This window comes from Pseudidiomarina sp. CB1 (genome assembly GCF_024752025.1).
In the GTDB taxonomy this organism is placed as follows: Bacteria; Pseudomonadota; Gammaproteobacteria; order Enterobacterales; family Alteromonadaceae; genus Pseudidiomarina.
On sequence record NZ_JANTPU010000001.1, the window covers coordinates 52,832 to 77,519 of the forward strand.

Annotated in this window: 25 protein-coding genes and 1 tRNA gene; 20 read left to right on the top strand and 6 right to left on the bottom strand. The window is 49.7% G+C overall.

The genetic code is table 11. From position 1 onward, the window contains the following. Positions 1-187 precede the first annotated feature (187 nt). The 6 genes from NV375_RS00225 to rraB all read left to right on the top strand — a co-directional run bounded on the left by NV375_RS00225 (position 188) and on the right by rraB (position 6,617). A complete protein-coding gene (locus NV375_RS00225) occupies positions 188-793 on the top strand; it encodes an NUDIX domain-containing protein (RefSeq protein ID WP_258806469.1) in 606 nt (201 codons plus the stop codon). Next, positions 790-1,230 carry a DUF1249 domain-containing protein gene (locus NV375_RS00230; RefSeq protein ID WP_258806470.1) on the top strand — a complete coding sequence of 147 codons (441 nt, stop codon included), beginning with the start codon at positions 790-792 and terminating at the stop codon, positions 1,228-1,230. Before NV375_RS00225 ends, NV375_RS00230 begins: the two co-directional genes overlap by 4 nt. A gap of 76 nt (positions 1,231-1,306) precedes the next feature. After that, positions 1,307-3,199 carry a DNA topoisomerase IV subunit B gene (parE, locus tag NV375_RS00235; RefSeq protein ID WP_258806471.1) on the top strand — a complete coding sequence of 631 codons (1,893 nt, stop codon included), beginning with the start codon at positions 1,307-1,309 and terminating at the stop codon, positions 3,197-3,199. Positions 3,200-3,213: 14 nt separating this feature from the next. Continuing rightward, complete coding sequence (gene parC, locus NV375_RS00240; protein ID WP_258240679.1) at positions 3,214-5,454, top strand: DNA topoisomerase IV subunit A; 2,241 nt, start codon at positions 3,214-3,216, stop codon at positions 5,452-5,454. A gap of 61 nt (positions 5,455-5,515) precedes the next feature. Next, complete coding sequence (locus NV375_RS00245; protein WP_258806472.1) at positions 5,516-6,265, top strand: 1-acylglycerol-3-phosphate O-acyltransferase; 750 nt, start codon at positions 5,516-5,518, stop codon at positions 6,263-6,265. Then, on the top strand, positions 6,255-6,617 hold the full coding sequence (gene rraB, locus NV375_RS00250; protein WP_258806473.1) for a ribonuclease E inhibitor RraB: 363 nt from the start codon (positions 6,255-6,257) through the stop codon (positions 6,615-6,617). Before NV375_RS00245 ends, rraB begins: the two co-directional genes overlap by 11 nt. Positions 6,618-6,680: 63 nt before the next feature. On the opposite strand, the gene NV375_RS00255 is transcribed toward rraB, so the two are convergent. Genes NV375_RS00255 through pepA form a run of 3 tightly spaced genes read right to left on the bottom strand, consistent with a single transcriptional unit; the run spans position 6,681 to position 11,513 of the window. After that, positions 6,681-9,533, bottom strand: coding sequence for a valine--tRNA ligase (locus NV375_RS00255; RefSeq protein WP_258806474.1), 2,853 nt, complete (start codon positions 9,531-9,533; stop codon positions 6,681-6,683). Positions 9,534-9,550: 17 nt separating this feature from the next. After that, positions 9,551-10,006: a DNA polymerase III subunit chi gene (locus tag NV375_RS00260; RefSeq protein WP_258240670.1), complete on the bottom strand. Its 456-nt coding sequence runs from the start codon at positions 10,004-10,006 to the stop codon at positions 9,551-9,553. 1 nt (position 10,007) lies between these two features. Beyond that, a complete protein-coding gene (pepA, locus tag NV375_RS00265; protein ID WP_258806475.1) occupies positions 10,008-11,513 on the bottom strand; it encodes a leucyl aminopeptidase in 1,506 nt (501 codons plus the stop codon). A gap of 123 nt (positions 11,514-11,636) precedes the next feature. Here pepA and lptF point away from each other — a divergent pair, with 123 nt between their 5' ends. Continuing rightward, positions 11,637-12,740 carry an LPS export ABC transporter permease LptF gene (gene lptF, locus NV375_RS00270; RefSeq protein ID WP_258806476.1) on the top strand — a complete coding sequence of 368 codons (1,104 nt, stop codon included), beginning with the start codon at positions 11,637-11,639 and terminating at the stop codon, positions 12,738-12,740. Between the two features lies 1 nt (position 12,741). Next, the gene (lptG, locus tag NV375_RS00275; protein WP_126769519.1) at positions 12,742-13,812 is read left to right on the top strand and encodes an LPS export ABC transporter permease LptG; all 1,071 of its coding nucleotides are present in this window, start codon (positions 12,742-12,744) and stop codon (positions 13,810-13,812) included. A gap of 33 nt (positions 13,813-13,845) precedes the next feature. Here lptG and NV375_RS00280 read toward each other — a convergent pair whose 3' ends face one another. Then, positions 13,846-14,373 (bottom strand): RDD family protein, encoded by a 528-nt coding sequence (locus NV375_RS00280; protein WP_258806477.1) that lies wholly within the window; start codon positions 14,371-14,373, stop codon positions 13,846-13,848. Between the two features lie 197 nt (positions 14,374-14,570). On the opposite strand from NV375_RS00280, the gene NV375_RS00285 reads away from it, so the two are divergent. Beyond that, positions 14,571-14,657: transfer RNA gene (locus NV375_RS00285), tRNA-Leu, on the top strand. A 15-nt stretch (positions 14,658-14,672) separates the two neighbouring features. On the opposite strand, the gene NV375_RS00290 is transcribed toward NV375_RS00285, so the two are convergent. Beyond that, positions 14,673-15,143, bottom strand: a complete 471-nt coding sequence (locus tag NV375_RS00290) for a helix-turn-helix domain-containing protein (protein WP_258806478.1) — start codon at positions 15,141-15,143, stop codon at positions 14,673-14,675. Between the two features lie 51 nt (positions 15,144-15,194). After that, positions 15,195-15,599 (bottom strand): hypothetical protein, encoded by a 405-nt coding sequence (locus NV375_RS00295; protein ID WP_258806480.1) that lies wholly within the window; start codon positions 15,597-15,599, stop codon positions 15,195-15,197. 237 nt (positions 15,600-15,836) lie between these two features. On the opposite strand from NV375_RS00295, the gene rnr reads away from it, so the two are divergent. The 11 genes from rnr (at position 15,837) to dnaB (ending at position 24,684) form a co-directional block, all read left to right on the top strand. Then, positions 15,837-18,191 (top strand): ribonuclease R, encoded by a 2,355-nt coding sequence (gene rnr, locus NV375_RS00300; RefSeq protein WP_405035610.1) that lies wholly within the window; start codon positions 15,837-15,839, stop codon positions 18,189-18,191. A 15-nt stretch (positions 18,192-18,206) separates the two neighbouring features. Continuing rightward, positions 18,207-18,950, top strand: a complete 744-nt coding sequence (rlmB, locus tag NV375_RS00305) for a 23S rRNA (guanosine(2251)-2'-O)-methyltransferase RlmB (protein WP_258806482.1) — start codon at positions 18,207-18,209, stop codon at positions 18,948-18,950. Between the two features lie 5 nt (positions 18,951-18,955). Beyond that, the gene (locus tag NV375_RS00310) at positions 18,956-19,414 is read left to right on the top strand and encodes a hypothetical protein (protein ID WP_258806483.1); all 459 of its coding nucleotides are present in this window, start codon (positions 18,956-18,958) and stop codon (positions 19,412-19,414) included. Between the two features lie 128 nt (positions 19,415-19,542). Beyond that, on the top strand, positions 19,543-19,914 hold the full coding sequence (gene rpsF / locus NV375_RS00315; RefSeq protein ID WP_126769525.1) for a 30S ribosomal protein S6: 372 nt from the start codon (positions 19,543-19,545) through the stop codon (positions 19,912-19,914). A gap of 25 nt (positions 19,915-19,939) precedes the next feature. After that, positions 19,940-20,248, top strand: coding sequence for a primosomal replication protein N (gene priB, locus NV375_RS00320; RefSeq protein WP_258806484.1), 309 nt, complete (start codon positions 19,940-19,942; stop codon positions 20,246-20,248). A gap of 10 nt (positions 20,249-20,258) precedes the next feature. After that, on the top strand, positions 20,259-20,486 hold the full coding sequence (gene rpsR, locus NV375_RS00325; protein WP_006956988.1) for a 30S ribosomal protein S18: 228 nt from the start codon (positions 20,259-20,261) through the stop codon (positions 20,484-20,486). Positions 20,487-20,529: 43 nt separating this feature from the next. Further along, the gene (gene rplI, locus NV375_RS00330; protein ID WP_126769529.1) at positions 20,530-20,982 is read left to right on the top strand and encodes a 50S ribosomal protein L9; all 453 of its coding nucleotides are present in this window, start codon (positions 20,530-20,532) and stop codon (positions 20,980-20,982) included. A 139-nt stretch (positions 20,983-21,121) separates the two neighbouring features. After that, positions 21,122-21,679, top strand: coding sequence for an RNA polymerase sigma factor (locus NV375_RS00335; RefSeq protein WP_258806485.1), 558 nt, complete (start codon positions 21,122-21,124; stop codon positions 21,677-21,679). Beyond that, on the top strand, positions 21,672-22,190 hold the full coding sequence (locus NV375_RS00340; protein ID WP_258806486.1) for a hypothetical protein: 519 nt from the start codon (positions 21,672-21,674) through the stop codon (positions 22,188-22,190). The genes NV375_RS00335 and NV375_RS00340 overlap by 8 nt, the downstream gene beginning before the upstream one ends. A gap of 15 nt (positions 22,191-22,205) precedes the next feature. Further along, positions 22,206-23,168 carry a DUF4097 domain-containing protein gene (locus NV375_RS00345; RefSeq protein WP_258806487.1) on the top strand — a complete coding sequence of 321 codons (963 nt, stop codon included), beginning with the start codon at positions 22,206-22,208 and terminating at the stop codon, positions 23,166-23,168. Between the two features lie 103 nt (positions 23,169-23,271). Continuing rightward, on the top strand, positions 23,272-24,684 hold the full coding sequence (gene dnaB, locus NV375_RS00350) for a replicative DNA helicase (protein ID WP_258806488.1): 1,413 nt from the start codon (positions 23,272-23,274) through the stop codon (positions 24,682-24,684). Positions 24,685-24,688: the final 4 nt, after the last annotated feature.

The following is a 24,688-nucleotide window of genomic DNA, read 5'->3' on the forward strand; positions in this document are numbered from 1 at the left end:
TGACCGTTGCTAAACTTTTTCGGTATTTTACATACACATTTGAATGAATACTAGCATACTCCGATTGCCAGCGGGATTCATGTGTTGAGTTGCAACAACTTAGGTCTAAATGTAACCAATTATGAGATTGTAGTGTGGTTAATTTAGTAAAAACTAATAGACGTTAGAAAGAGAGAAAAGGTTTACAGTGCAAAAATTTAATCATGAAGATTATCAAATTATTGAAAAGACCACTGTTCGTGAGGGTTTTTTAAGCCTTTATAAGTATCGCTTAAAACACCGCTTGTTTGCCGGTGGCTGGTCGCCGGAGTTTGAACGTGAGGTGATGGAGCGAGGGCATGCGGTGATGGTGATCCCTTACGATGTCGCGCGCGACCAACTGGTGGTGTTGGAACAATTTCGTATTGGTGCGCTCCAACAACAAGACTCGCCTTGGTTGCTTGAGTTTGTCGCCGGTATGATCGACATGCCCGAAGAAAGCGCCTTGAGTGTTGCCAAACGGGAGCTTGAAGAAGAGGCGGGGTTGCAATCCGACGACTTGCACTATGCGTTGACCTATTTATCGACCCCTGGGGGATGCACCGAGAAAATCTCGATTTACATTGCCGAGGTCGACAGTACCAAGGCCGCCGAACATGGTGGTTTGCCAACAGAGAATGAGGACATCAAGGTACATGTGCTGCCGCGCAGTGACGTCATGAACCTGCTCGAACAAGGAAAAATTAACAACGCTGCCAGCGTGATTGGACTACAATGGTTGCAATTACATTTGGAGCAAATACGTAAGTCATGACTCGAGACGTGAAACGCCAACGCTATCAATTTGACCTGGCAGCCCTGCAACGGCTGGCGGCGGTCAACTATGCTGCGCTAACGAAACTCGTGGCGCAGCTTAAGCAGGGTCGAGAACAGCTTATTAAGGTTGGGACTCATTTGCACTTTCGTGTGAAAGTGCTGCAGCGTGCGCCCTACACAACAGATATTCGGATTCAGCAGCATGCACTGCAGAAGCGGTTACCAGGCCTTGTTGAAACAGAGCTTGAAGTGCGTTTGTACCATGATGCGCAATTGGCAGAAGTCATGCGTAGTCAGAATGTTTCGCGCCTTCAACCGAGCTATGAGCAGCCGAATCCAGCAATGCATCATAGCAACGAAAAATTTCAGGTAAACCGCTTTTTACAAGAGTGGCTTGAGCTTATCCGAAAACAAGGTCTCGCCGCAGAATACTAGCTTGAGTTTCCGCTCATCCTGTAACAGTATATGAGCATCCTATAACTACAATTCTTGTCACCGAAAAGAAGAGCGCATGTCAGATTACAAAGCAGATGCGATAGAGGTCCTCAACGGACTTGAACCGGTGCGTCGCCGCCCCGGAATGTATACCGACACCACTCGCCCGAACCACTTAGGCCAAGAAGTCATTGATAATAGTGTCGATGAGGCTTTAGCCGGTCACGCGCGCGAACTCATCGTCACGCTATACCCAGATCAGTCCCTTGAAGTGCAAGATGATGGGCGCGGAATGCCCGTCGACGTGCATCCTGAAGAAGGGTTGCCGGGGGTTGAGCTGATCATGACCAAACTCCATGCTGGCGGTAAGTTCTCGAATAAGAGCTATAACTTTTCTGGTGGTTTGCACGGGGTAGGTATTTCGGTCGTTAATGCACTATCGACCCGTGTGGACGTGTTGGTGAAGCGCGACGGACAAGTCTACGAGATGGCTTTCGAAAACGGCGATAAAGTCTCAGAGTTGACGGTTACTGGAACAGTCGGTAAACGCAACACGGGGACCGTTTTACGTTTCTGGCCTGACCCGAAGTACTTTGATTCGCCGAAGTTTTCGGTGCTCAAAATGACGCATCTGTTGCGGGCAAAAGCGGTGCTTTGCCCGGGACTAAAAATTACGTTTAAGAACCTTGTCGATAATAGCGAACACACTTGGCAGTACGAGGACGGTCTTCGCGATTACCTTGTCGAAGCTGTACAAGAGTTACCGACACTGCCCGAAGAGCCGTTTATTGGCAGCTTTAGTGGCAACGAAGAGGCTGTGGATTGGGCGGTAACTTGGCTGCCGGAAGGTGGTGAAGGAGTCGCTGAAAGTTACGTCAACCTAATTCCTACGCCGCAAGGTGGGACTCACGTGAATGGTTTGCGCCAGGGCTTGCTCGAGGCCATGCGCGAGTTTTGTGAGTTCCGCAATTTGTTGCCGCGTGGTGTGCGGCTGACGCCGGAAGATATTTGGGAGCGTTGCACCTATATACTTTCGGTAAAAATGCAAGATCCGCAGTTCGCGGGGCAAACTAAAGAGCGGTTGTCCTCGCGGCAATGCGCCGCCTTCGTTTCGGGAGTGGTGAAAGATGCGTTTAGCTTATGGTTGAACGAACACACCGAACAAGCAGAACAACTTGCTGAACTGTGTATTAACAATGCACAGCGGCGAATGCGTGCAAGTAAGAAGGTGGTGCGCAAGAAAGTGACCCAAGGGCCACCGTTGCCAGGTAAGCTCACTGACTGTGCGACCCAAGACCCAGCGCGCGGCGAGTTGTTTTTGGTCGAGGGCGACTCGGCTGGCGGTTCTGCTAAGCAAGCTCGCGATCGTGACTTTCAGGCAGTGATGCCGTTGCGTGGGAAGATTCTGAATACCTGGGAAGTGGAGTCTGACCAAATTCTCGCTTCGCAAGAAATTCATGATATTTCCGTAGCTTTAGGGGTCGATCCTGACTCCGATGATCTTGAAAAATTACGCTACGGCAAGATTTGCATATTGGCTGATGCGGACTCCGATGGACTCCATATCGCAACGTTGCTGTGTGCTTTGTTTGTACGCCATTTCCGCGCACTTGTTGATCATGGTCATGTGTATGTGGCAATGCCACCGCTGTATCGTGTCGACGTGGGTAAGGAAGTGTTTTACGCACTTGATGAAGACGAAAAGCAGGGCATTTTAGATCGCATTGATGCCGAGAAGCGCAAAGGTAAGGTCAATGTGCAACGCTTCAAGGGGCTTGGGGAAATGAATCCATTGCAATTACGTGAAACCACGATGGATCCCAACACCCGACGTTTGGTGCAGTTGACCGTTGACGAACCTACGGCAACGGAAGAATTAATGGATATGCTGCTGGCGAAGAAACGTGCAGGCGACCGCCGTGAGTGGCTTGAAAGCAAAGGCAACCTGGTCGATTTGGCTGAGCTGTAAGGAGTATACGAAGAATGTCGATGGATACTGTTGAACAAATTCCACTACGCCGCTTTACCGAGGACGCCTACCTAAATTACTCCATGTACGTGATCATGGACCGAGCGTTGCCGCATATCGGTGATGGCCTTAAACCGGTGCAACGGCGCATCATTTATGCGATGTCAGAGTTAGGTTTATCAGCCCTAGCGAAATATAAAAAGTCAGCCCGTACTGTGGGTGACGTGTTGGGTAAATTCCATCCGCACGGCGATAGTGCTTGTTATGAAGCCATGGTGTTGATGGCACAGCCGTTCTCGTATCGCTACCCATTGGTCGATGGCCAAGGGAACTGGGGTTCGCAAGATGATCCCAAATCCTTTGCGGCAATGCGGTATACCGAAGCGAAACTCTCACGCTTCAGCGAACTGCTGCTAAGCGAACTCGGGCAGGGGACCGTCGACTGGGTGCCAAACTTTGATGGCACAATGAAAGAGCCGCGTATGTTGCCGGCGCGTTTACCGCATATTTTGCTCAATGGGGTAACGGGCATTGCGGTTGGTATGGCGACCGACATTCCTCCGCACAATGCGCGCGAAGTTGCCCACGCTTGTGCATTGTTGCTGGAAAAACCAAGCGCGGATTTAGCTGAAGTCATGGAGCACTTACGCGGCCCAGACTACCCCACAGATGCTGAAATTATCACCCCGCAAGATGAAATTGTGAAGCTCTACGAGAGTGGCCGCGGCAGTATTCGTATGCGTGCTAAGTATCACTTAGAAGATGGCGAAGTCGTTGTTTATGCTCTCCCGCATCAAGCTTCGGGCGCTAAGGTCTTAGAGCAAATCGCCGGACAAATGCAGGCGAAAAAGCTTCCTATGGTGGCAGATTTGCGTGATGAGTCTGACCATGAAAACCCGACGCGGTTGGTGATTGTGCCGCGCTCAAACCGGGTAGATGTGGAGCAAATGATGCAACATTTGTTTGCCACCACTGACTTAGAAAAACAGTACCGCGTGAACCTGAATATGTTGGGGCTTGATGGACGACCACAGGTAAAACCGATACTAACGGTTCTGAAAGAGTGGTTAACCTTCCGCCAAACCACCGTTACGCGTCGGTTGCAGCATCGCTTAGATAAGGTTTTGGCGCGTTTGCATATCTTAGAAGGCTTATTGATAGCGTATCTTAATATCGACGAAGTGATTGCTATTATTCGCTATGAAGATGAGCCCAAAGCTGAATTAATGAAGCGCTTTTCGCTGACGGAAACGCAAGCTGAAGCTATTTTGGAGTTGAAATTACGCCATTTAGCCAAGCTTGAAGAAATGAAGCTGAAAGGCGAGCAAGATGAGTTAGAAAAAGAACGTGAGCAGCTTGAGTTGTTACTTAGCTCCGATCGTCGTTTGAAGACGCTCATTCGCAAAGAAATCCTTGCGGATGCAGAGAAGTATGGTGATGACCGCCGTTCGCCTTTGGTTGAGCGTGAAGAGGCTAAGGCTTTAAGTGAACGCGACTTAACTCCGGCCGAGGCGGTCACTGTGGTACTGTCCAAAAAAGGTTGGGTACGTGCTGCGAAAGGTCATGATATTGACGGTTCGAGTTTGGCCTATAAATCCGGCGATAGCTACCTTTCAAGTGCGCAGGGCAAGAGTAACCAACAGGTTGTGTTCCTCGATAGTTCAGGGCGTAGCTTTGCCTGTGAGGCACACCTATTACCTTCCGCGCGGACCCAAGGCGAGCCACTGACTGGGCGCTTTAGCATGGTTGCTGGGGAAACCGTCGAGCAAGTTATGATGGCGAAAGATGATCAGCGTTATTTGCTGGCTTCTGATGCTGGCTACGGTTTTGTCTGTCAGTTTAGCGATTTAGTGAGCCGCAATAAGAATGGTAAAGCGATTTTGAATTTACCTACGGGGGCGAAAATCTTGCCGCCACAGCGCGTGAATAATCGTGATAACGACTTATTGGTAGTGGTGTCAAATGAAGGGCGCATGCTGATCTTCCCTGTGGCCGATTTACCTGAACTAGCGAAAGGTAAGGGCAACAAGATGATTAGCATTCCGGCGTTGCGTGCGCAATCGCGTGAAGAATATGTGGTCGCGACATCAGTAGTACCGAATGATGCTGCGATTACCTTGCTCGCCGGTAAGCGCAAGCTAACACTTAAGCCCGCTGATTTAGAGCATTATCGTGGTGAACGTGGCCGTCGTGGCAACAAATTACCGCGAGGCTTGCAACGGGTTGACGCAATCGCTGTCGAGAGCCAAGACTGATCGGACGTATTTTGCTGCGGAAACAGGTATACTAGCGCGCAGTAAAATACGAGGAGATGGCATGCTCGCAGTAGTACGATTGATTTTATTGGGCTGTTTTGTCGTGATTTGTGGTGTTTTAGGCTTGTTATTCTGCCTAGTGCGCCCGTTTCACCCAAACAATACACCAATTTTCGCGCATTGGTATGGCCGTATGCATAAGTTGCTTGGTGTGGAATTAGAGATTCGTGTACCTGAGGGGCTCTATGAGGGTGGCCCTTATGTCTATATCGCTAACCATCAAAATACCTATGACATTTTCACCCTTAGCCGAGCAATGCCTCCACGTACGGTAAGTATCGGTAAGAAGAGCTTAAAGTGGATTCCGTTCTTTGGTCAGCTGTATTGGCTTTCGGGCAACATTCTCATTGATCGCAAAAATAGTGGACGTGCCCGCGGTACGATTGAACAAGCTGCAGAAGCGATCAAGGAACGAAAGATTTCGGTGTTGTTGTTCCCTGAGGGGACCCGCAGCTACGGACGTGGCTTATTACCATTTAAGACTGGAGCCTTTCGTACTGCAGTGCAAGCGCAAGCGGATGTGGTACCTATTTGTGTGTCTAACTTGCACGGTCGCATTAAACTTAATCGCTGGAACAACGGCAAGGTGATTATCGAAATGTTGCCACCGATTCAAACGAGTGAATTCGGGGCAGATTCGGTTCGCGCTTTAAGTGCCCATTGTCACCAGTTGATGCAAAACAAAATTAGCGAACTCGATCATGAGTTGGCGATCACTTCGCCTAAAGGAGCGTCTAGCCATGGCAAATGACATACAAGCATTACTCGCACAGAGTGACGAGACCATTGCGGCGTTACTTGACGATGGTGCTCAGCGCGAAGACTCGTTTACGATTGAGCATCATTTGGTGGGTACCGACTTCACCAAACTCGAAAAGGCCGCCGTTGAACTGGTAAAAGTTGGTTATCACGTTGATGATGCTGATGAGTTTGAGCTCGATGATGGCAGTCGTTTGTTTGCTTTTGCAGCGGTCTGTGAGGTAAAACTAGACAATGAAGTTTTACGCCAGCAAACCCAAGAAGTAGCCAAAATAGCAGATCTTGCCGGCGTCGATTACGATGGCTGGGGCACGTTTTTTGGTGATGCCGACGAAGAAGAGTAACGATAGATAGCACCAGCACTACTTTTCGCTTAGCAAAAAGTAGTGCTGTGGTCTCTCAATAGCTTACAGAGCGGCGATTTTCGTACGCTGCTGTTGTAACTGTTGCAAGGTTTCTTCAGCGTCAGCAAGCTTCTCGCGTTCTTTTGCGATAACTTCGGCTGGCGCTTTGCTGACAAAGTTTTCGTTGCCGAGTTTACGGGCAAACATGGCAACTTCTTTCTCTGCTTTTTCGATGGCTTTATCAAGGCGCGCAAGTTCTGCTGCAGTATCGATAAGTCCCGCCATTGGAATATGCACTTCCATGCGGCCGACTAAGGCAGTCGCACTTGCTGGTGCTTCGTCGCTGGAGGCTAAAAAGTCGATAGATTCGAGCTTAGCCAATGCTGCCAAGAAGCTTTGGTTTTCCTGTAGGCGTTGCTGAGCTTTATCATCGGCGTTGGCAATCAAAATTGGCAACGGCTTATTCGGCGAAAGATTCATTTCGCCACGAATGTTGCGCACGGCAACGATAACTTGCTTAAGCCATTCCATGTCATCACGGGCGTTGGCAAAGCGTTCTTGCTGCGCTTGCGGGTAGGCTTGCAACATAATCGTCTCACCCTGCACGCCAGCTAATGGCGCAACACGCTGCCAAATTTCTTCGGTAATAAATGGCAGCAATGGATGCAACAAACGTAGCAATTGTTCAAGCACGGTTACCAACGTATGGCGAGTGCCGCATAGCTGGGCCTCGCTGCCGTTAAACAGAATCGGCTTGGTTAACTCGAGATACCAGTCACAGAATTGGTTCCAGGTGAACTCGTAAGCAATCGCTGCTGCTTGGTCAAAACGGTAGTTATCTAACGCATGACGGAATTGTTTTACTGTGTCATTAAAGCATTCAATAATCCACTGATCGGCTAACGACAGTTGCATTTCACCGCCGTTGCCGCCGCAGTCATGCTCTTCAGTGTTCATCAACACATAGCGACTGGCATTCCAAAGTTTATTACAGAAATTGCGGTAACCTTCGAGGCGCTTCATGTCCCAGTTGATATCACGACCCGTCGAAGCAAGTGCTGCTAAAGTAAAGCGCAGCGCGTCGGTACCGTGGGCAGTGATCCCTTCAGGGAACTGCTTTTCCGTGCGTTTCTTGATTTTTGCTTCAAGCTGCGGCTGCATCATGTTCGCGGTACGTTTCTGCACCAAGGTTTCCAAGTCGATACCATCAATCATGTCGAGAGGGTCGAGCACGTTACCTTTCGACTTGGACATTTTCTGACCTTCTTCGTCACGAATCAGTCCGGTCACGTAAACGGTCTTAAACGGAACCTGTGGCTTACCATTTTCATCTTTTAAGAAGTGCATGGTCATCATGATCATGCGGGCGACCCAGAAGAAAATAATATCGAAGCCAGTCACCAACACGTCGGTCGGATGGAACGTTTTCAAGTCCTCGGTAGTTTCGGGCCAACCTAAGGTTGAGAAGGTCCAAAGTGCTGATGAGAACCAGGTATCAAGCACGTCTTCGTCTTGTCGCAGCTGCACATTGTCAGCAAGATTGTTGTCACGACGTACTTCAGCTTCGTCACGGCCGACATAAACATTACCGTCGTTGTCGTACCATGCTGGAATGCGATGGCCCCACCAGAGCTGGCGCGAGATACACCAATCTTGAATATCACGCATCCACGCGAAGTACATGTTTTCATACTGCTTCGGTACAAATTCGATTTCACCGTCTTCTACGGCCTTGGTCGCGACTTCAGCCAGCGGCGCGACGCGCACGTACCATTGGTCGGTCAAGTGCGGCTCAATCGGCACACCACCGCGATCACCGTAGGGGACTTTGTTCGTGTGTTTTTCGACTTTGTCGAGTAACCCTAGCGCATCAAAGTCAGCTACGACCTGCTTGCGAGCTTCGAAGCGCTCAAGTCCGCGATAGGCTTCTGGCAGCATGCCATCAAAGTCGCCGATGTTATCAATGGCTTCACCAGTTGCAGTGTACAGCCCAGCGCGCTCACGCACGTTAGCGTGGTCGTCAAGTACGGCAATCATTGCCATTTGATTACGTTTACCAATTTCGTAATCATTGAAGTCATGGGCTGGGGTGATTTTGACGCAGCCGGTACCAAAGTCCTGGTCGACGTAGCTGTCGGCAATAATTGGAATGCGGCGGTTTACGAGTGGCAGTTCGATACATTTACCGACCAATGCTTGGTAGCGTTCATCATCAGGGTGTACCGCGACACAAACGTCTCCGAGCATGGTCTCTGGGCGCGTGGTCGCAACTACCAAGTAGTCTTTGCCGTCAGCAGTTTGCGCGCCGTCAGCCAACGGGTAACGTAAATGCCAAATGTGGCCCTGCTGTTCTTTGTTCTCAACTTCGAGATCTGAAATTGCAGTTTGTAATTTCGGGTCCCAGTTGACGAGACGCTTACCGCGGTAAATCAGGTTTTCTTTGTGTAGACGCACAAACACTTCTTTAACGGCGTTGGATAAGCCTTCGTCCATCGTGAAGCGCTCACGGTCCCAATCGACGGAGTCGCCGAGACGGCGCATTTGTTGGGTGATGGTACCGCCGGAATGTGCTTTCCAGTCCCAAATTTTTTCAATAAACTTATCACGGCCAATTCCCGTGCGGGTTTGCCCTTGGGCAGCGAGTTGGCGCTCAACCACCATTTGCGTGGCAATACCCGCATGGTCCGAGCCCACTTGCCATAGCGCATTGTAGCCATCCATGCGCTTGTAACGGGTCAAGGTATCCATGATGGTGTGCTGAAAAGCATGCCCCATGTGTAGACTACCCGTAACATTCGGTGGCGGAATCATAATGCAGTAGCTGCTGCCTTGGCCGGAGGGTTTGAAATAACCTGCCTGCTCCCATTTTTGGTAGAGCGCTTGCTCGATAGCATTGGGCGAATACGTTTTATCCATGCGAAACCTTCACGACTTTAATTTGCTGTAATTTGAGTTAACTCAGTAGCGTTAACGGTACTGAGCTGCACCCCTTGTTGGCGATACCATTTGAAACGCTCGCGCGCAGCTTGGCGTGCCTCGGGGTTACTAGGAACTTGATCAAGCACCAATTGGGCACCGGCGAATTGCGGTGCTGTGGGCATAAAGTTTATCACCACTTTGCACCGTCGCGGACCCACGGGGGCTTCAGGCCAGCAGATTTCAACCGGAGCGCCTTGGCTCGGCCCTTCGCCCACCAAATTATGTGGGACAAAGGCATCTGCCGGTTGCTGCCAGAGCGCTTCATCCAGCGCTTCGGCATGTTTTTGGTCACGGCACCAAACACGCACGCTGCCAAGTTCACGCCAACGTTCGGCAATCACTTGACAGAACAGCGACAGCTGTTGTGCATCGTCGAGTCCATCAAGGACGTAGAAGATCCCGTGCACCATATTAATCGTGCTGTCCGTGGTCAGCGCGGTTCAATAAGAACTGCGTCAGCATCGGGACAGGACGGCCGGTTGCGCCTTTCTTTGCTCCACTGCGCCATGCCGTGCCGGCAATATCCAAGTGCGCCCAGTGGTACTTCTTGGTAAATCGCGACAAGAAGCAGGCTGCGGTAATCGTTCCCGCATCACGACCTCCGAGATTTTGCATATCGGCAAAGGGACTGTCTAGGGCTTCTTGATACTCATCCCATAAGGGTAAGCGCCAAGCACGATCACCGCTTTGTTCTGAGGCATTGAGCAGTTCATGCGCCAGCGGGTTATGTGTACTCATGAGACCACTTGCGTGGTGACCAAGGGCGACAATACAAGCACCGGTGAGCGTCGCCACATCGACAACGGCCTCCGGCGCAAACCGCTCAATGTAGGTGAGCGTGTCACATAGGACTAAGCGCCCCTCTGCGTCGGTGTTGAGAACTTCCACAGTTTGACCACTCATAGTGGTGAGCACGTCGCCAGGGCGATAAGCCTTACCGTCAGGCATATTTTCGCAACCGGCAATGGCACCGATCACATTAATGGGCAGCTGCAATTCAGCCAAGGCTTGCATGGCGCCAAGTACAGAAGCGGCGCCTCCCATGTCATATTTCATTTCGTCCATGTTGGCCGCTGGCTTAATCGAGATGCCCCCGGCGTCAAAGGTCAAACCTTTACCGACTAGCACGACAGGTGGCGTGTCAGCATCCGCACCTTGATAATGGATCAGCGATAATACCGACTCGTGTTCAGAGCCACGGCCGACGGCAAGATAAGCATTCATACCGAGCTCGGCCATTTGCTTCTCATCAACGGCGGTAAAGGTCACATTCTCGTAGTTATCGGCTAACGCTTGGGACTGCTCGGCTAAATAGCGTGGCGTGCAAATGTTCGGCGGCATGTTGGCAACATCGCGACAAATATTCACGCCTTTACTGATGGCTAGACCGTGTTGGATAGCTCGTTCGCCAATTGGCAACTCGCGGCGGGTTGGCACATTAAAAACCAGTTTGCGTAGCGGCCGACGTGGCTCTTCTTTACGGGTTTTCAATTGGTTAAAGGTATATAAACCCGCTTGCGCAGCTTCGACGGCTTGGCGTACCTTCCAATACGTATCGCGGCCTTTAACGTGCAGTTCACTTAAGAAGCAAACGGCTTCCATTGAACCGGTTTCGTTCAAAGTGTGGATGGTTTTTTCGATAATTTGTTTATACTGACGTTCATCAAGTTCACGTTCTTTACCGCAACCGACTAAGAGTACGCGTTCACTGAGAATGTTTGGCACATGATGCAGTAACAACATTTGCCCAGCTTTACCTTCAAGGTCACCACGGCGGAGTAAGCCGCTGAGGTAACCATCACTGACTTGGTCAAGCTGTTCGGCAACGCCTGACAGGCGGCGTGGTTCAAACACGCCAACGACAATGCAGGCGGAACGTTGTTTTTCTGGACTGCCACTTTTAACGCTAAACTCCATAATGACTCCCGTTTTCGGCGGTTGACAGGGTAGGGCTGCCGTAGAATAATTCTTGTCAAAATGACAAGTTTACTGAAAAATTGCGTTTTTTCCAGCAAAAAGCAACGTTAAGAGTGGTCACTAGTGCGTATATTCCGCTATTTAATGCGAGAAACCTTCAAATCTCAAATCGCCGTTTTAGCGGTGTTGATGACCATTTTTGTCAGCCAAAAATTCGTTCGCGTGCTGGCAGACGCCTCTGCGGGCGAAATCCCTGGCGATTTAGTGATTAAGTTACTCGGATTAAACCTACCTGCGCTTGCGGCATTAATCCTTCCCTTAAGTTTATTCCTCGGCATCTTGTTGGCCCATGGGCGCATTTATGCTGACAACGAAATGACCGTGTTGCATGCCTGTGGGGTTAGTGAGTGGTATGTGACGCGGGTTACGTTGGTACTGGCGACCATTTTAGCAATTGTCACCGCAACATTGACACTATGGCTGGTGCCTTGGTCACTGGAGCAAGAGCGTCAAGTTGAAGAGCGAGCACGGAGTGACACTGGCTTGTCGGTGATCATGCCCGGGCGCTTCCAGCAAGCGAGTAACCAGAAAGCGGTTATTTTCGTAAAAGGTTTAACCGAGTCTGGCGATCTCGATGAAGTCTTTGTGGCTCAATCACTGCGTGATGAAAACGAGCGCATCATTGGCGGTAGTGTGGTCATGGCCGATACCGGTACTGTTATCGCTAATGATAGCGGCTCACAGCAGTTGGTGCTGAATGACGGTACGCGCTATGCACGTAATACCGGTGAAGGCGACTATCAAGTTATGGAATTTGCGAGTTACCAATTGCAGATTAAGGAACAAGAGGCGACCGAATACAGTCGTAAGCTGGAAGCTTATGGCACCACAGAGTTATGGGCGGAAGACCATCCAGAGGCCGCTGCAGAATGGCAGTGGCGCGTCGCAATTCCGTTGGCAATGCCGTTACTAACATTGATTGCGGTGCCGCTAAGTCGGGTTAATCCGCGGCAGGGCAAATTTGCGCGAATGGCGCCTGCACTGTTAATTTACCTTGGTTATTTTCTCTTGCTTATGGCGGCGCGGTCAGCGGTGGCCGACGGTGTGATTCCAGCAAGTATTGGACTCTGGTGGATTCATGTACTGCTGCTAATCTTTGGTGTTCTTTTGGTCGGCAAAGGTCGTCCGTTGGGGCTGCGGGTGTTAGCGCAGTTGCGGAGGTCGTAGCATGTTGCAGTTTAGTATTCTCGATAAGTACATCGCACGCACGGTCCTTACTACTTCGCTGCTTAGCCTCGCCGTTTTGAGCGGGTTATCTGGACTGATCCGTTTTGTTGAGCAATTGAAATCAGTGGGTAAAGGTACTTACTCAGTGGCCGAAGCAGGCTTATTTGTTTTGTATAGTTTGCCGCGCGATATCGAAGTGTTTTTCCCGATGGCGGCGTTGCTTGGTGGTTTGATCGGCATGGGCATGCTGGCCAGTAATTCTGAACTCGTGGTGATGCTTGCGGCTGGGCGTTCGCGCCTTAATATCGTCGGTTCAGTAATGAAAGCGGCGATCGTGATGATGCTTGCAGTGATGGCGATGGGTGAGTGGGTTGCGCCACAACTTGAAGCGCAAGGCCGCGAACTACGCGCCTCAGCGATTTCCGGCGGTAGTTTAATCTCGGCGCAGCAGGGGGTGTGGGCCAAAGATGGTACGCACTTTGTGAATATCAGCGAAGTTGAAGACACTGGGCGGCTACGTGATCTCACCGTCTATCGCTTCAACGATCAGCGTGAACTTGAGTCCGTCGTGCAAGGGCAAACCGCAACCTACCAAAACGGACAGTGGCTACTGACCAATGTTGAAATCACCGAACATAGTGTTGAACGCATCGTTCGCGAGGAGCGGCCTCGCTGGGTATGGCAGTCTTCACTCACGCCCGACAAGCTTGGTGTAGTTACGGTAAAGCCTGAAGCGCTATCGATTTCTGGGCTGGTGGACTACCTAGAGTACTTACGTGCTAACCAACAAGCGACCGAACGCTATCAACTTGCTTTGTGGCGGAAATTGTTTGCGCCTATTACCGTTGCGGTAATGCTATTGGTTGCGTTAAGTTTTATTTTTGGTCCGTTGCGTTCGCAAACCATGGGCGCCCGCATTTTACTCGGGGTGATTACCGGCTTTGGATTCCACGTTAGTAATGAAATTTTTGGCCCTTTGGCACAGGTTTACAGTTTGCCGCCGATCCTTGGCGCATTATTGCCGAGCTTGTTATTTGCTGGCGCCGCGCTTTATTTAATGCAACGTAAGTAATGCAACGTAAGTAATGCAGCGAAAGTAGGCACTTTATAGCTCTTTCCAATAGTAGAGTTGGTTTGCTTCTTTGGACAGGGTGACCATTTCAGTTCCTGCGGCGTAGTCATGCCACGCGCGACGGTTTTTAAAATCGACTAAAACCCATACGTTCCCGAGACCGAATCCACAGGTAAGCACACGCACAATGGTTTGCTTTTTAGTAATGCGCGCGCCGTTGCGTTGCTGGATCTTCAAACGCCATGCGCGCATGCCCAAGGTTTGGCCGCTGCGGTACCAAAACCAACCGAAAAAGAGGCCGAGCACGGTGAGCAAATACAAGCCATACAACGGTGAACTGTTCAGCCAAGCAGCATGATCCATGCCTTGAGGTAGGGTAATCCAGCCCATTGCGGTAAACCCCGCGGCAAAGCCTAACGCCAACCCAGAAGCTAACATGACGATGGCGACGGCAACCAGCAGGTCATAAACCCAAGCTGCTAAACGACGGAAAAAACCGGCGCTTGGAAATGATGCGTGGAGTTTTTGTGCTGGGCTTATTTCGGACTGTCCTGCAGTCATAAGAACCTCGGTTGTGGATCATTTTGGGCTAGTGCAGATTATCATTAAGTCGTCGTGGAGAAGCAAGAAAGGCGCAGAAAAAGTGCGAGCTGCTCACGAAATAGCCGAACAAACGAAAACTGTCATAATTTGCTTGATCGGAAAAATCCCTTGCGTATAATGCCTCGCACTACCGACGTTCAAGTCAAATCTTCAATGCCGAAGTGGCGGAATTGGTAGACGCAGCGGATTCAAAATCCGCCGCTGGTAACAGCGTGGGGGTTCAAGTCCCCCCTTCGGCACCATCTCTTCTAACTCGTCTATAGAAAGTCATTTTTTGAGAGAATACCTTTTCTGAAGCCCTGTAATACAGTGATAATAACCGCGCCTAATGTGGTTATTGAGAGTAGGTTTTTCAGAAAGTGGAATGTCGTCTCATCAATGGCTTGTTGCTCGAAGCGGTAAAAGACCAGAATAAGAGAGCAAATGTTTACCGCGCAAACAATGACTAAACTTATCATCAAGCGTCGCTTGCGTTGTTTCTGATTTCGCCCCGAATGCGCTTTGGTCGCTTCTTCATTGTGCTCATCAGGCGCTGTACGACATGTAAGCTCAGCGGCTGGGATTTCGAGTACAGCGGCGAGGCTTTTGACGGTCTCTAAAGATGCGGTTTCTGACTTTTCGACGCGCTGTAGCGTGCGTAAGCTGACGCCCGCCATTTCGGCAAGTTGCTGTTGAGACCAACACTGCTGCGCACGAGCTTGCTTTATAAGTTTGGCGTTAACGTCCATGAATGATGAATCGTCCTTCAGGTTATGTTAACGCCAGCATAGCAAGTTAATTTATCGGTGGGTACTCATGACCCATTTTTGGGCAAATAGCGCGACAACCCAAGGTGCACAGATTTTGCCGAAAGCTGTCAGGCTCAACAGATTCGGGTCATGCAAATAAATACTGATGAAACCATAAACTGTGAGTACAGCCGCAAATGCCCATAAGGTATGACCGTGATTTTGATGGGTCTTCATACCAACCCAGCGAGCAACGGATAAGGCCACGCTAAATCCGATGATGGCCTCAGCGACGCGGAATAGTGTGTTAGTTGGTGCTGTTGTACTAAGTTCACTTGGCGGTATCTCCGGAAAGAGCAGCATAACGCCAATGGTTAACACAGAACTCGCTAGGATAGTACCGCCTATATAGGCAACTGTGCCAATAACTAACCACTTTAACTTAATCTTCTTCATCGTTTGCTCCTGATCTATATGTTGCGGTGACGTACTGTTGATCGAACGGGGCTTACGTTACCGAAGAAAGTGGTTTGGACGTGACGACAGTGCTACGCAGTTAATACGACAGATAGATGACAAACCCTTAATCTGTCTATTAATTAATCTTAAAGAATGCGGTGTTCTACCGTGTTCTCTGTTATGCTTAAAACAATTGGAAACACACGAATTCGCGTGAGTTTACCCCGAGGTATTATGACCGAAGAAAACAAACAACAACCTGAATATGAGGTTGAAATCCCATCACGGGAAGAGCTTTTAGCTGCCGTTGAAGCACGCTTGAAGCCAATTACATTTGATGAAATTTTAGAACGCTTTCAGCTCACTGATGAACGTCAGCACATTGGCGTGAAGCGCCGCTTGCGCGCCATGGAGCGCGATGGTCAACTGATTTACACCAAAGCCAATGCGTATGGCTTGCCAACCCGCATGAACCTAATTAAAGGTCGTATTATCGGCCACCGCGATGGCTTTGGCTTTTGTCGCCCCGACGATGGCGGCGATGACCTCTTTATTCCACCCAAGCAGATGTATAGCGTATTACATGGCGACATCGTGCTAGTGCAAGAGCAGGGCAAAGATCCGAAAGGACGCCGTGAAGGGCGCATCGTACGCGTTATTGAATCACGTGAGATGAGTGTGGTTGGACGCTTCTTTATTGATCACGATCTTGGCATTGTGGTGCCCGACGATAGCCGTTTGAATCAAGATATTTTGATTCCGGATGAAGCCCGCAATGGTGCCCGGCATGGTCAGATTGTGGTGGCGAAAATCACGCGTCGACCAAATCGCCGTACGTCGCCAGTGGGTGAAGTGACAGAAATTCTTGGTGACCATATGGCACCGGGAATGGAAATCGAAATTGCTATTCGTGAGCACGATATTCCGACGGAATGGAGCGCTGCGACACTTGAGTACGTCGATAAATTAGCCGAAGACGTCCCACAAGAAGCTTATAAAGACCGTAAGGATTTGCGTGAACTGCCGCTCATTACAATCGATGGCGAGGATTCACGCGACTTTGATGATGCCGTTTATGCTGAACCTGAGGGTGATGGCTGGCGCTTGTGGGTCGCTATTGCTGACGTGAGTTATTACGTGCGACCGAACACTGCGTTGGACAAAGATGCTTTAGAACGCGGTAATTCAGTGTATTTTCCGAATTTTGTCGTGCCGATGCTGCCGGAAAAATTATCCAACGGTCTCTGCTCGTTGAATCCGGACGTCGACCGCTTGTGTATGGTCGCCGAAATGAAAGTTTCAAATCGCGGTAAGTTGCTGGACGCGAAGTTTTATCCAGCGGTGATGAAATCCCACGCACGCATGACCTATAACAAAGTGGCGGCGATTCTCGAGGGCGATCCGAAGCTACGCCAAGACTATGATGCCGTTTTAACGCCGATCGAAAATCTTCACTCATTGTTCAAAGTGCTAAAAAAGGCACGCCATGGCCGTTCAGCTATTGAGTTTGAAACCTTGGAAACGCGTTTTATTTTTAATGCCCAGCGCAAAATTGAAAGCATTGAGCCAGTGCGTCGTAATGTCGCGCACACCATTATTGAAGAATGCATGATCATGGCGAATGTGGCGACCGCTCGCTTAATTGAAAAACACGAAGAGGCGGGTGCCTTGTTCCGTGTGCATGAGCCTCCCTCATCGGAGCGTTTGACCAGCTTCCGTAGTTTCCTTGCAGAACTCGGCCTAACTTTAAAAGGCGGCGACGATCCAAGCACGAGTGATTATGCTGAGGTTCTCGAACAGGTCCGTGAACGGCCTGATGCGGAGTTAATTCAGACCATGTTGCTGCGTTCTATGCAACAAGCGCACTATACGCCTGATAACGCGGGGCACTTTGGTCTAGCGCTAGATGAGTATTCGCATTTTACCTCGCCAATCCGTCGTTATCCTGACTTAGTGCTGCATCGCGCAATTAAAGCCTTGCTGAAAAAGCAACAAGGGCCTAACCAAGCGCTCGAAGGTGCTTGGATGTATCCCGATGAGCAATTAGATGAACTTGGTGAGCATTGTTCAATTACTGAGCGCCGTGCCGATGATGCTACCCGCCAGGTTGATGAGTGGCTGAAATGTGAGTACATGCAAGATCATGTCGGTGAAGAATTCACTGGTGTGATAGCCTCGGTGACCAACTTCGGCCTATTCATCCGCCTAGATGACTTGCATATCGATGGCCTTGTACATGTCTCAAATCTCGATAACGATTATTACCATTTTGATAATGAGCGCCATTTGCTGATCGGTGAGAATAGCCGTCGAATTTATCGATTAGGCGATAAGGTGCGTATCAAGGTGCGTAGCGTGAATCTCGATGAGCGGAAAATTGACCTTGCCTTGTTGTCCGCTGAAAGCCCTAGCGGTAAAGAGCGTATGCCTGGCGAAGCGGCACGTAGCGAAAAACGTGGGGCCAAGCCCGTTGCGGCGAAAAGTAAACGCCAACAAAAACGCGAAAAAGCTGGAAAAATCAAAGCCAAGCGCGCCAAAGTTGAACAACAGCGCAAAGCGAAAAAACAGCGTTCTAAGAAAAAACAGTAAGGAATTACGCCCAGCATGAGCAAGAAAGTAGCAGTATTTGGTTTGCACTCCGTCCGCGCCTTAGTCGAACGTCACCCTGAGCGCGTGGTAGAAATGTTTGCCCTGCGTGAACGGCAAGATAAGGCTTTGCAGTTACTGATACAGAGTGCGCAGAAGTTGGGCATTCGTCCACAGTTTGTGCCAAAACAAACGTTGGAAAAGAAAGCCGAAGGTGGCAATCACCAAGGTGTGGTGGTGGTGGCTCTAGAAGCCCCGTTGCTCAGTGACAATGACCTACCTGACTTAGTGCACAATAGTGCTAATGCACCGTTATTCTTGGTGCTCGATGGGGTAACTGATCCGCATAATTTAGGTGCCTGCTTGCGTACCGCCGACGCTGCCGGAGTGACAGCGGTCATTGTGCCCAAAGATAAGTCAGCGTCGCTCAATCCAACCGTACGCAAAGTTGCTTGTGGTGCAGCTGAAACGATGCCGTTGGTGCAAGTTACCAATTTGGCGCGGGCGTTAAAGCAATTGCAAGAACTGCAGGTTTGGGTGATGGGAACCGCCGGTGAAGCAGAGCAGTCCGTCTATGCCGTTGACCTAAAGGGACCGACGGCTTTAGTGATGGGCGCAGAAGGCGACGGCATGCGTCGTTTGACCCGTGAAACCTGTGACGAGCTGATTAAAATTCCATTGTTGGGCACGGTTTCAAGCCTTAACGTCTCGGTCGCAACGGGCGTGTGTTTATTTGAAGCTGTACGGCAACGACAAGGTTAACCCCGATGAAAAAGGTTCCCTTCCTACGCTTACGCCCAGTGGTGTTGTCACTTATCGTGATGACGTTCTTGGCGGCAGCTTGGCTGCCAACCGGAAGTTTTTTGCCAGGTGAACGGACGAATAAGCCACAATTGTTTCTGGAATTCGCTGAAGCAGTGCCTTCGCAAGCGGCCGAGGATGTTTTGTTTGATGTTCAACAACGTATCGAACAACGGCATGAATGGCGCATGGTAGACACTGCTGCGCCCTATGCTTGGCATCTCAATGTGCGCATTGAAGAAGGCGAACAGCTGATGATTCATGGCGTACTTACCACCCCGCAGCAGGGGGCTGATAATAGTACCCATGAGCAACGTTTCAAGATTCAGGGGCCTTACGATGCCATGGGCGCCTTACCCGAACAGTTTGTAAAAGTGCTCATTGATTTAGTCGAAAACGCAGAAAAACATAGCGCGAGCTTGTGATCTGAGGCGAATTCGGCTAAAATCCCGCCGCTTAAATCAGTCTGAAGTTTTTTAACTCACAAAAAGCGTTCCTTGCTGCTGCAGGTGTGACTGAGCCTATCAGTAGCTATGAACCATAAGGAGCAGAAATGCGTCATTATGAAATCGTATTCATGGTCCACCCGGACCAGAGCGAGCAAGTACCTGGCATGATCGAGCGTTACAGCGAGACCATCAAATCAGGTAACGGCACCATCCACCGTTTGGAAGACTGGGGTCGTCGTCAATTGGCTTACCCAATCAACAAGTTGCACAAAGCACACTACGTGTTGATGAACATCGAAGCGTCTGCTGAAGTTGTTGAAGAGTTGGAAACAGCTTTCCGTTACAACGATGCAGTATTGCGCAACATGATCATGCGTAAGAAAGAAGCTATCACCGAAGCGTCTCCTTTGACTAAGAAAGAAGAGCGTAAAGGCGACAGCCGCAACGAAGAACAAGGCGACAACGAAGCAGCGTAAGCTGGCTTGTTAACGTCTAACCATTGTGGAGCTTAGTAATCAACTTGTGTTAGGTGGCAGCATTAGCAAACCACCAAAGTTAACCACCAGCCCAGCCGGCATTAGCCATTTGCGCTTTGTATTGGATCATCAATCAGAGCAACAAGAAGCAGGGCTCCCACGACGTAGTTTCGTAAGAATCTTAGTCGTTCTAGGTGGTACAGAAGCAAAACAATGGATACACGAATTGACCGTTGGGACGCAGGTGCAAGTTACCGGTTTTTTGAATCGAATCGAAGATAAAAACGGTGTAGGTAAATTGGTCTTGCATGCCCAGCAACTTGTGAAGATTTGAGGAGACCATCATGGCTCGTTTTTTCCGTCGCCGTAAATTCTGCCGCTTTAAGGCCGAAGGCGTAAAAGAAATTGATTACAAAGATATCGCTACTCTGAAAAACTATATCACTGAGAGTGGCAAAATCGTTCCTAGCCGCATCACTGGCACTTCTGCGAAGTACCAGCGTCAGTTGGCGCGTGCCATCAAACGTGCACGTTATTTGTCGTTGCTGCCTTACACTGATTCACATCAGTAAGTCGGCATCGCGAACGATCTCAGAAACTCAGAGGTAGCGAACAATGGAAATCATTCTATTAGACAAAATCGCCAACTTAGGTGGCTTGGGTGACCAAGTTTCTGTTAAGTCTGGCTATGCACGTAACTTTTTGTTCCCACAAGGTAAAGCAGTTCCTGCAACCCAAGCGAACATCAAAGTATTCGAAGAGCGCCGCGCAGAATTAGAAGCGAAAATTGCTGCTGATTTGGCTGCTGCTGAAGAACGTGCAGAGAAAATCAATGCACTTGAAGCTATCGTGATCAGCTCTAAAGCTGGTGACGAAGGTAAACTTTTCGGCTCTATCGGTACCAAAGACATCGCTGATGCAGTAACTGCAGCAGGCGTTGAAGTACAGAAGAGCGAAGTATTGTTGCCAAACGGCACTTTACGTGAGACTGGCGAGTTCGACATCGAGTTGCACTTGCACGCAGACGTATTTGCTAGCATCAAGTTGCAAGTGGTTGCTGCTGAATAATTAGCACAAACACAAAGCACTGAAGAAACCGTAGTCTGGTAACAGGCTGCGGTTTTTTTTTGCTTTTTTGCAAATGCGTGTAAACCTTTAACGCACTCCATACGACCTACTTAACAAGAAAAGCAAAAAGGGCAAACCGGTGACGGCACAAGTTTTAACCCATCAAGCGTTCGAGGATCCTGACACAGGCTTGGTGCGACAAGCGGCAAAAGGCAATATGCAAGCCTTTCAGCAATTGTTCGAGCGACACCACCGTAAAGTGTACAGCTTGGTCTGGCGTTTAGCGGGTGACAGTGATACCGCGCACGACTTAACGCAAGAAGTGTTCATCAAGTTATGGGACGCGCTCGCGAGCTTTCGCGGTGAGAGCAAATTTAGCACCTGGCTGCATACGGTGGCGACGCGAGTGGCGATTAGTGAGATGCGCAAACAAAAGCGCTGGCGCCAAGACGTCACTTTAACCGATGACAGTAACTATGCTGAAGCCGTGGCGCAGCAAGAGAGTGCCGACTTGGGTGAGCTGGATAAGCTGATAATACGTTTACCAGAGCAAATGCGTTGGGTTTTCGTTCTGCACTGCATTGAAGGCCTGCGTCATGAAGAAGTGGCTGCAGAATTAGGTATTGCGGTAGGCACGAGCAAAGCACAGGTTCATCGTGCCCGGACATTGTTAGAGGAGTGGCTGAGTGATGAGTAATTCAACAGCAAGTAACAAACTAGACCGCTTAATTAATGACGCTGCGAATGGTAACGCAGCACCCGCTCCAGAGCGTGAGCTATGGACCGGTATTGAGCATAGCCTTGCCCGTCGCCAGCAACGTTCCAGCAAGTGGCTGAATTGGGTGTGGGCAAGTGCAGCCTGTATGGTTTTGGCCGTGGGTGGTGTGACCTTTATGAGTCTGCAAGCACCTGCTGTTAATCCTGAACAGCCAGCAGCGAGCGCGCTACTGACCTACATGAACAAGCAACACGAACAGCAGCGCCAATTTGTTTTAACGCAATACCAAGCTGTAGGTTGGAATGGTGAAAGTGAGTTCGTGGCGGCTGAAATAGAACAAATCCGCGCCAGTATCGATGAAGTGAGCGCGCAATTGATGACAGAGCCAAATAACCAAGCGTTATGGCAGCTCTTACAGTGGCTGCACAGCAAAGAATTGGAATTATTGGAATCACAATTTGTCGTGAGCGACAAACTACAACAGCTTTAATCGTAGGAGATGAGCATGAAAACATTAGTCAATGTAGTAACCAACGTGGCCCTTTTGTCGGGTCTGGTTTTCAGCGGCCTTGCGTATGCAGATCAACAACGCGTCGACGAGCGCTTAGAAGTTCCAGCTGACGTGTTCGTGAAGATTGAAAACATGCGTGGCGACGTTCGCATTAGTGGTACCGACGAAAACTATGCCGAGGTAAAAGGCGAGCTCGATAAATACGCTACCGGTCTGACGTTTACCCTTGATGGTAGCACCTTATCAATCATCGTTGACATGGAAGAGCGCAATAACTTTTCTGGCGATGAAGCGACCGACTTAAGCATCAGACTCCCACGTTCAGCGAAGCTTAGTGTGGAAGGTGTTTCAACGGATTTTTGGGTGAACGATTTCAACAGCGATGTGCGTGTAAACAGTGTCAGTGGCGATCTTGAAGCGCAAAACGTGACTGGAAGTATTCGCTTGAATTCAGTAAGTGGCGATGTGCAAGGCAAAAACCTTGCCGGCACGGTGCAAATGAAATCGGTAAGCGGTGATATTCTGGACCGTGGTAATAAAGCGACTACGGTAAGTTATGGCTCGACGAGCGGTGACATCAATGCCACGAGTGCGGCGTCAGAAGTTACTGCAGAAACGGTGTCAGGTGATATCGAACTAGTCTTAGACGAAGTAAAAGAGCTCGAGCTGCGCTCAGTAAGCGGTGACGCTGAAGCTTATTTTGTTTTACTCAATAATGGCCGCGTTACTGGCGAATCGGTCAGTGGTGACGTAGCGCTCGCTATTCGCGGTAACGTGAATGCCAAGGTCAGTGCGCAAGTGAGTGGCGGTGGTTCCATCGTTAACCGCCTGAGTGACGCTCGCGCCGAGGAATCTCGCTGGGGTATCGGGGCATCACTTGAGACCACAATCGGTTCGGGCTCAGGTGTGATTGAAGTCACTACTATGAGCGGTGATATTCGACTCACGAAAAACTAAGCGTTAAAAATCAACAATCGGAGCGGATCCTTAACGGATCCGCTTTCTTCCTTCCGCCGCATTTTGTATAGTCTTAGCCATCGTTTTAAATTCTGAGAGAACCATGGCCGCAAACCGTCCTGAAAAGCAATCCCGCAGCGACTCTAAGCTTGCCGCAATCAAGACTGCACCGCATTCAATTGAAGCTGAGCAGTCAGTATTGGGCGGGTTAATGCTTGATAATCAGGCATGGGATGCCATCGCCGGTGATATCATTGCTGAAGATTTTTATCATCGTGGGCATCGGTTGATTTTTACCGCAATGTCACGGCTTACCGAGCGTAATCAGCCGATCGACTTGGTGACGGTCTCGGAAAATTTAGAAGCAGCCGGTGAATTACAAGATGTTGGCGGTTTTGCGTACTTAGGTGAAATTGCGAAGAACACTCCCAGCGCGGCGAACATTCGTGCCTATGCACAAATCGTACGTGAACGCGCGGTTCTGCGTGAACTCATTTCCGCCTCAAACGAGATCGCCGAAAATTGTTACGACACGCAAAATCGTACCAGTGCCGAAATTCTCGACCTTGCTGAAACAAAAGTTTTCAAGATTGCTGAACAACGCACGAGTGCGAATGAGGGGCCTCAAGCGATCTCACCAATTTTGGAGCGCACCGTACAGCGTATTGAAGAGCTCTCAACGAGTAAGAATGCTAACGGAGTGACCGGGCGTTCAACGGGCTTTACTGACCTTGATCGCATGACCGCGGGCTTGCAACCTTCCGATTTGATTATTGTGGCCGCACGACCGTCCATGGGTAAAACCACTTTTGCCATGAACCTGTGTGAAAATGTCGCGATGCGTGAAGACAAGCCGGTTTTAGTGTTTAGTCTTGAGATGCCTTCTGAACAAATCATGATGCGGATGATGGCGTCATTGAGTCACGTAGACCAAACCCGCATTCGTAATGGTCAGTTGAAGGATGAAGATTGGAGTCGGGTAGCCTCAACCATTTCCATCTTAAAAGAAAAGAACAATATTTATGTTGACGACTCATCAGGCTTGACGCCGACCGAGGTTCGTTCGCGTGCAAGGCGTGTGGCGCGCGACCATAAAGGGTTATCGCTGATCATGGTGGACTATTTGCAGCTCATGACAGTGCCCGGTATGGCGGAAAACCGTACATTGGAAATCGCGGAAATTTCACGCTCGTTAAAAGCGTTGGCGAAGGAACTCGAAGTGCCAGTGGTCGCACTTTCTCAGCTTAACCGCTCATTGGAGCAACGTTCAAATCGCCGACCGGTGAACTCTGACCTACGGGAATCAGGTTCAATCGAGCAAGATGCCGACGTTATTATGTTTATCTATCGTGATGAGGTATACCACCCCGAAAGCGAGGAGAAAGGCATCGCGGAGATTATTCTAGGCAAGCAACGGAATGGTCCAATCGGCACGGTAAAACTTAAGTTCCAGGGACAATACTCACGTTTCGACAATTTAGCGCAGCATGAAATTCCCGACGGACCTGATTATTAGGTCC

Bases quoted from the DNA above. Each gene is read 5' to 3' on its own strand.
- lptG (WP_126769519.1), top strand. From the start codon at position 12,742: ATGTTGCAGTTTAGTATTCTCGATAAGTACATCGCACGCACGGTCCTT.
- rpsR (WP_006956988.1), top strand. From the start codon at position 20,259: ATGGCTCGTTTTTTCCGTCGCCGTAAATTCTGCCGCTTTAAGGCCGAA.
- NV375_RS00345 (WP_258806487.1), top strand. From the start codon at position 22,206: ATGAAAACATTAGTCAATGTAGTAACCAACGTGGCCCTTTTGTCGGGT.
- rnr (WP_405035610.1), top strand. From the start codon at position 15,837: ATGACCGAAGAAAACAAACAACAACCTGAATATGAGGTTGAAATCCCA.
- dnaB (WP_258806488.1), top strand. From the start codon at position 23,272: ATGGCCGCAAACCGTCCTGAAAAGCAATCCCGCAGCGACTCTAAGCTT.
- NV375_RS00290 (WP_258806478.1), bottom strand. From the start codon at position 15,143: ATGGACGTTAACGCCAAACTTATAAAGCAAGCTCGTGCGCAGCAGTGT.
- NV375_RS00280 (WP_258806477.1), bottom strand. From the start codon at position 14,373: ATGACTGCAGGACAGTCCGAAATAAGCCCAGCACAAAAACTCCACGCA.
- NV375_RS00230 (WP_258806470.1), top strand. From the start codon at position 790: ATGACTCGAGACGTGAAACGCCAACGCTATCAATTTGACCTGGCAGCC.
- pepA (WP_258806475.1), bottom strand. From the start codon at position 11,513: ATGGAGTTTAGCGTTAAAAGTGGCAGTCCAGAAAAACAACGTTCCGCC.
- rlmB (WP_258806482.1), top strand. From the start codon at position 18,207: ATGAGCAAGAAAGTAGCAGTATTTGGTTTGCACTCCGTCCGCGCCTTA.
- NV375_RS00255 (WP_258806474.1), bottom strand. From the start codon at position 9,533: ATGGATAAAACGTATTCGCCCAATGCTATCGAGCAAGCGCTCTACCAA.
- parC (WP_258240679.1), top strand. From the start codon at position 3,214: ATGTCGATGGATACTGTTGAACAAATTCCACTACGCCGCTTTACCGAG.
- NV375_RS00310 (WP_258806483.1), top strand. From the start codon at position 18,956: ATGAAAAAGGTTCCCTTCCTACGCTTACGCCCAGTGGTGTTGTCACTT.
- rpsF (WP_126769525.1), top strand. From the start codon at position 19,543: ATGCGTCATTATGAAATCGTATTCATGGTCCACCCGGACCAGAGCGAG.
- rraB (WP_258806473.1), top strand. From the start codon at position 6,255: ATGGCAAATGACATACAAGCATTACTCGCACAGAGTGACGAGACCATT.
- NV375_RS00295 (WP_258806480.1), bottom strand. From the start codon at position 15,599: ATGAAGAAGATTAAGTTAAAGTGGTTAGTTATTGGCACAGTTGCCTAT.
- NV375_RS00260 (WP_258240670.1), bottom strand. From the start codon at position 10,006: ATGGTGCACGGGATCTTCTACGTCCTTGATGGACTCGACGATGCACAA.
- NV375_RS00340 (WP_258806486.1), top strand. From the start codon at position 21,672: ATGAGTAATTCAACAGCAAGTAACAAACTAGACCGCTTAATTAATGAC.
- parE (WP_258806471.1), top strand. From the start codon at position 1,307: ATGTCAGATTACAAAGCAGATGCGATAGAGGTCCTCAACGGACTTGAA.
- rplI (WP_126769529.1), top strand. From the start codon at position 20,530: ATGGAAATCATTCTATTAGACAAAATCGCCAACTTAGGTGGCTTGGGT.
- NV375_RS00245 (WP_258806472.1), top strand. From the start codon at position 5,516: ATGCTCGCAGTAGTACGATTGATTTTATTGGGCTGTTTTGTCGTGATT.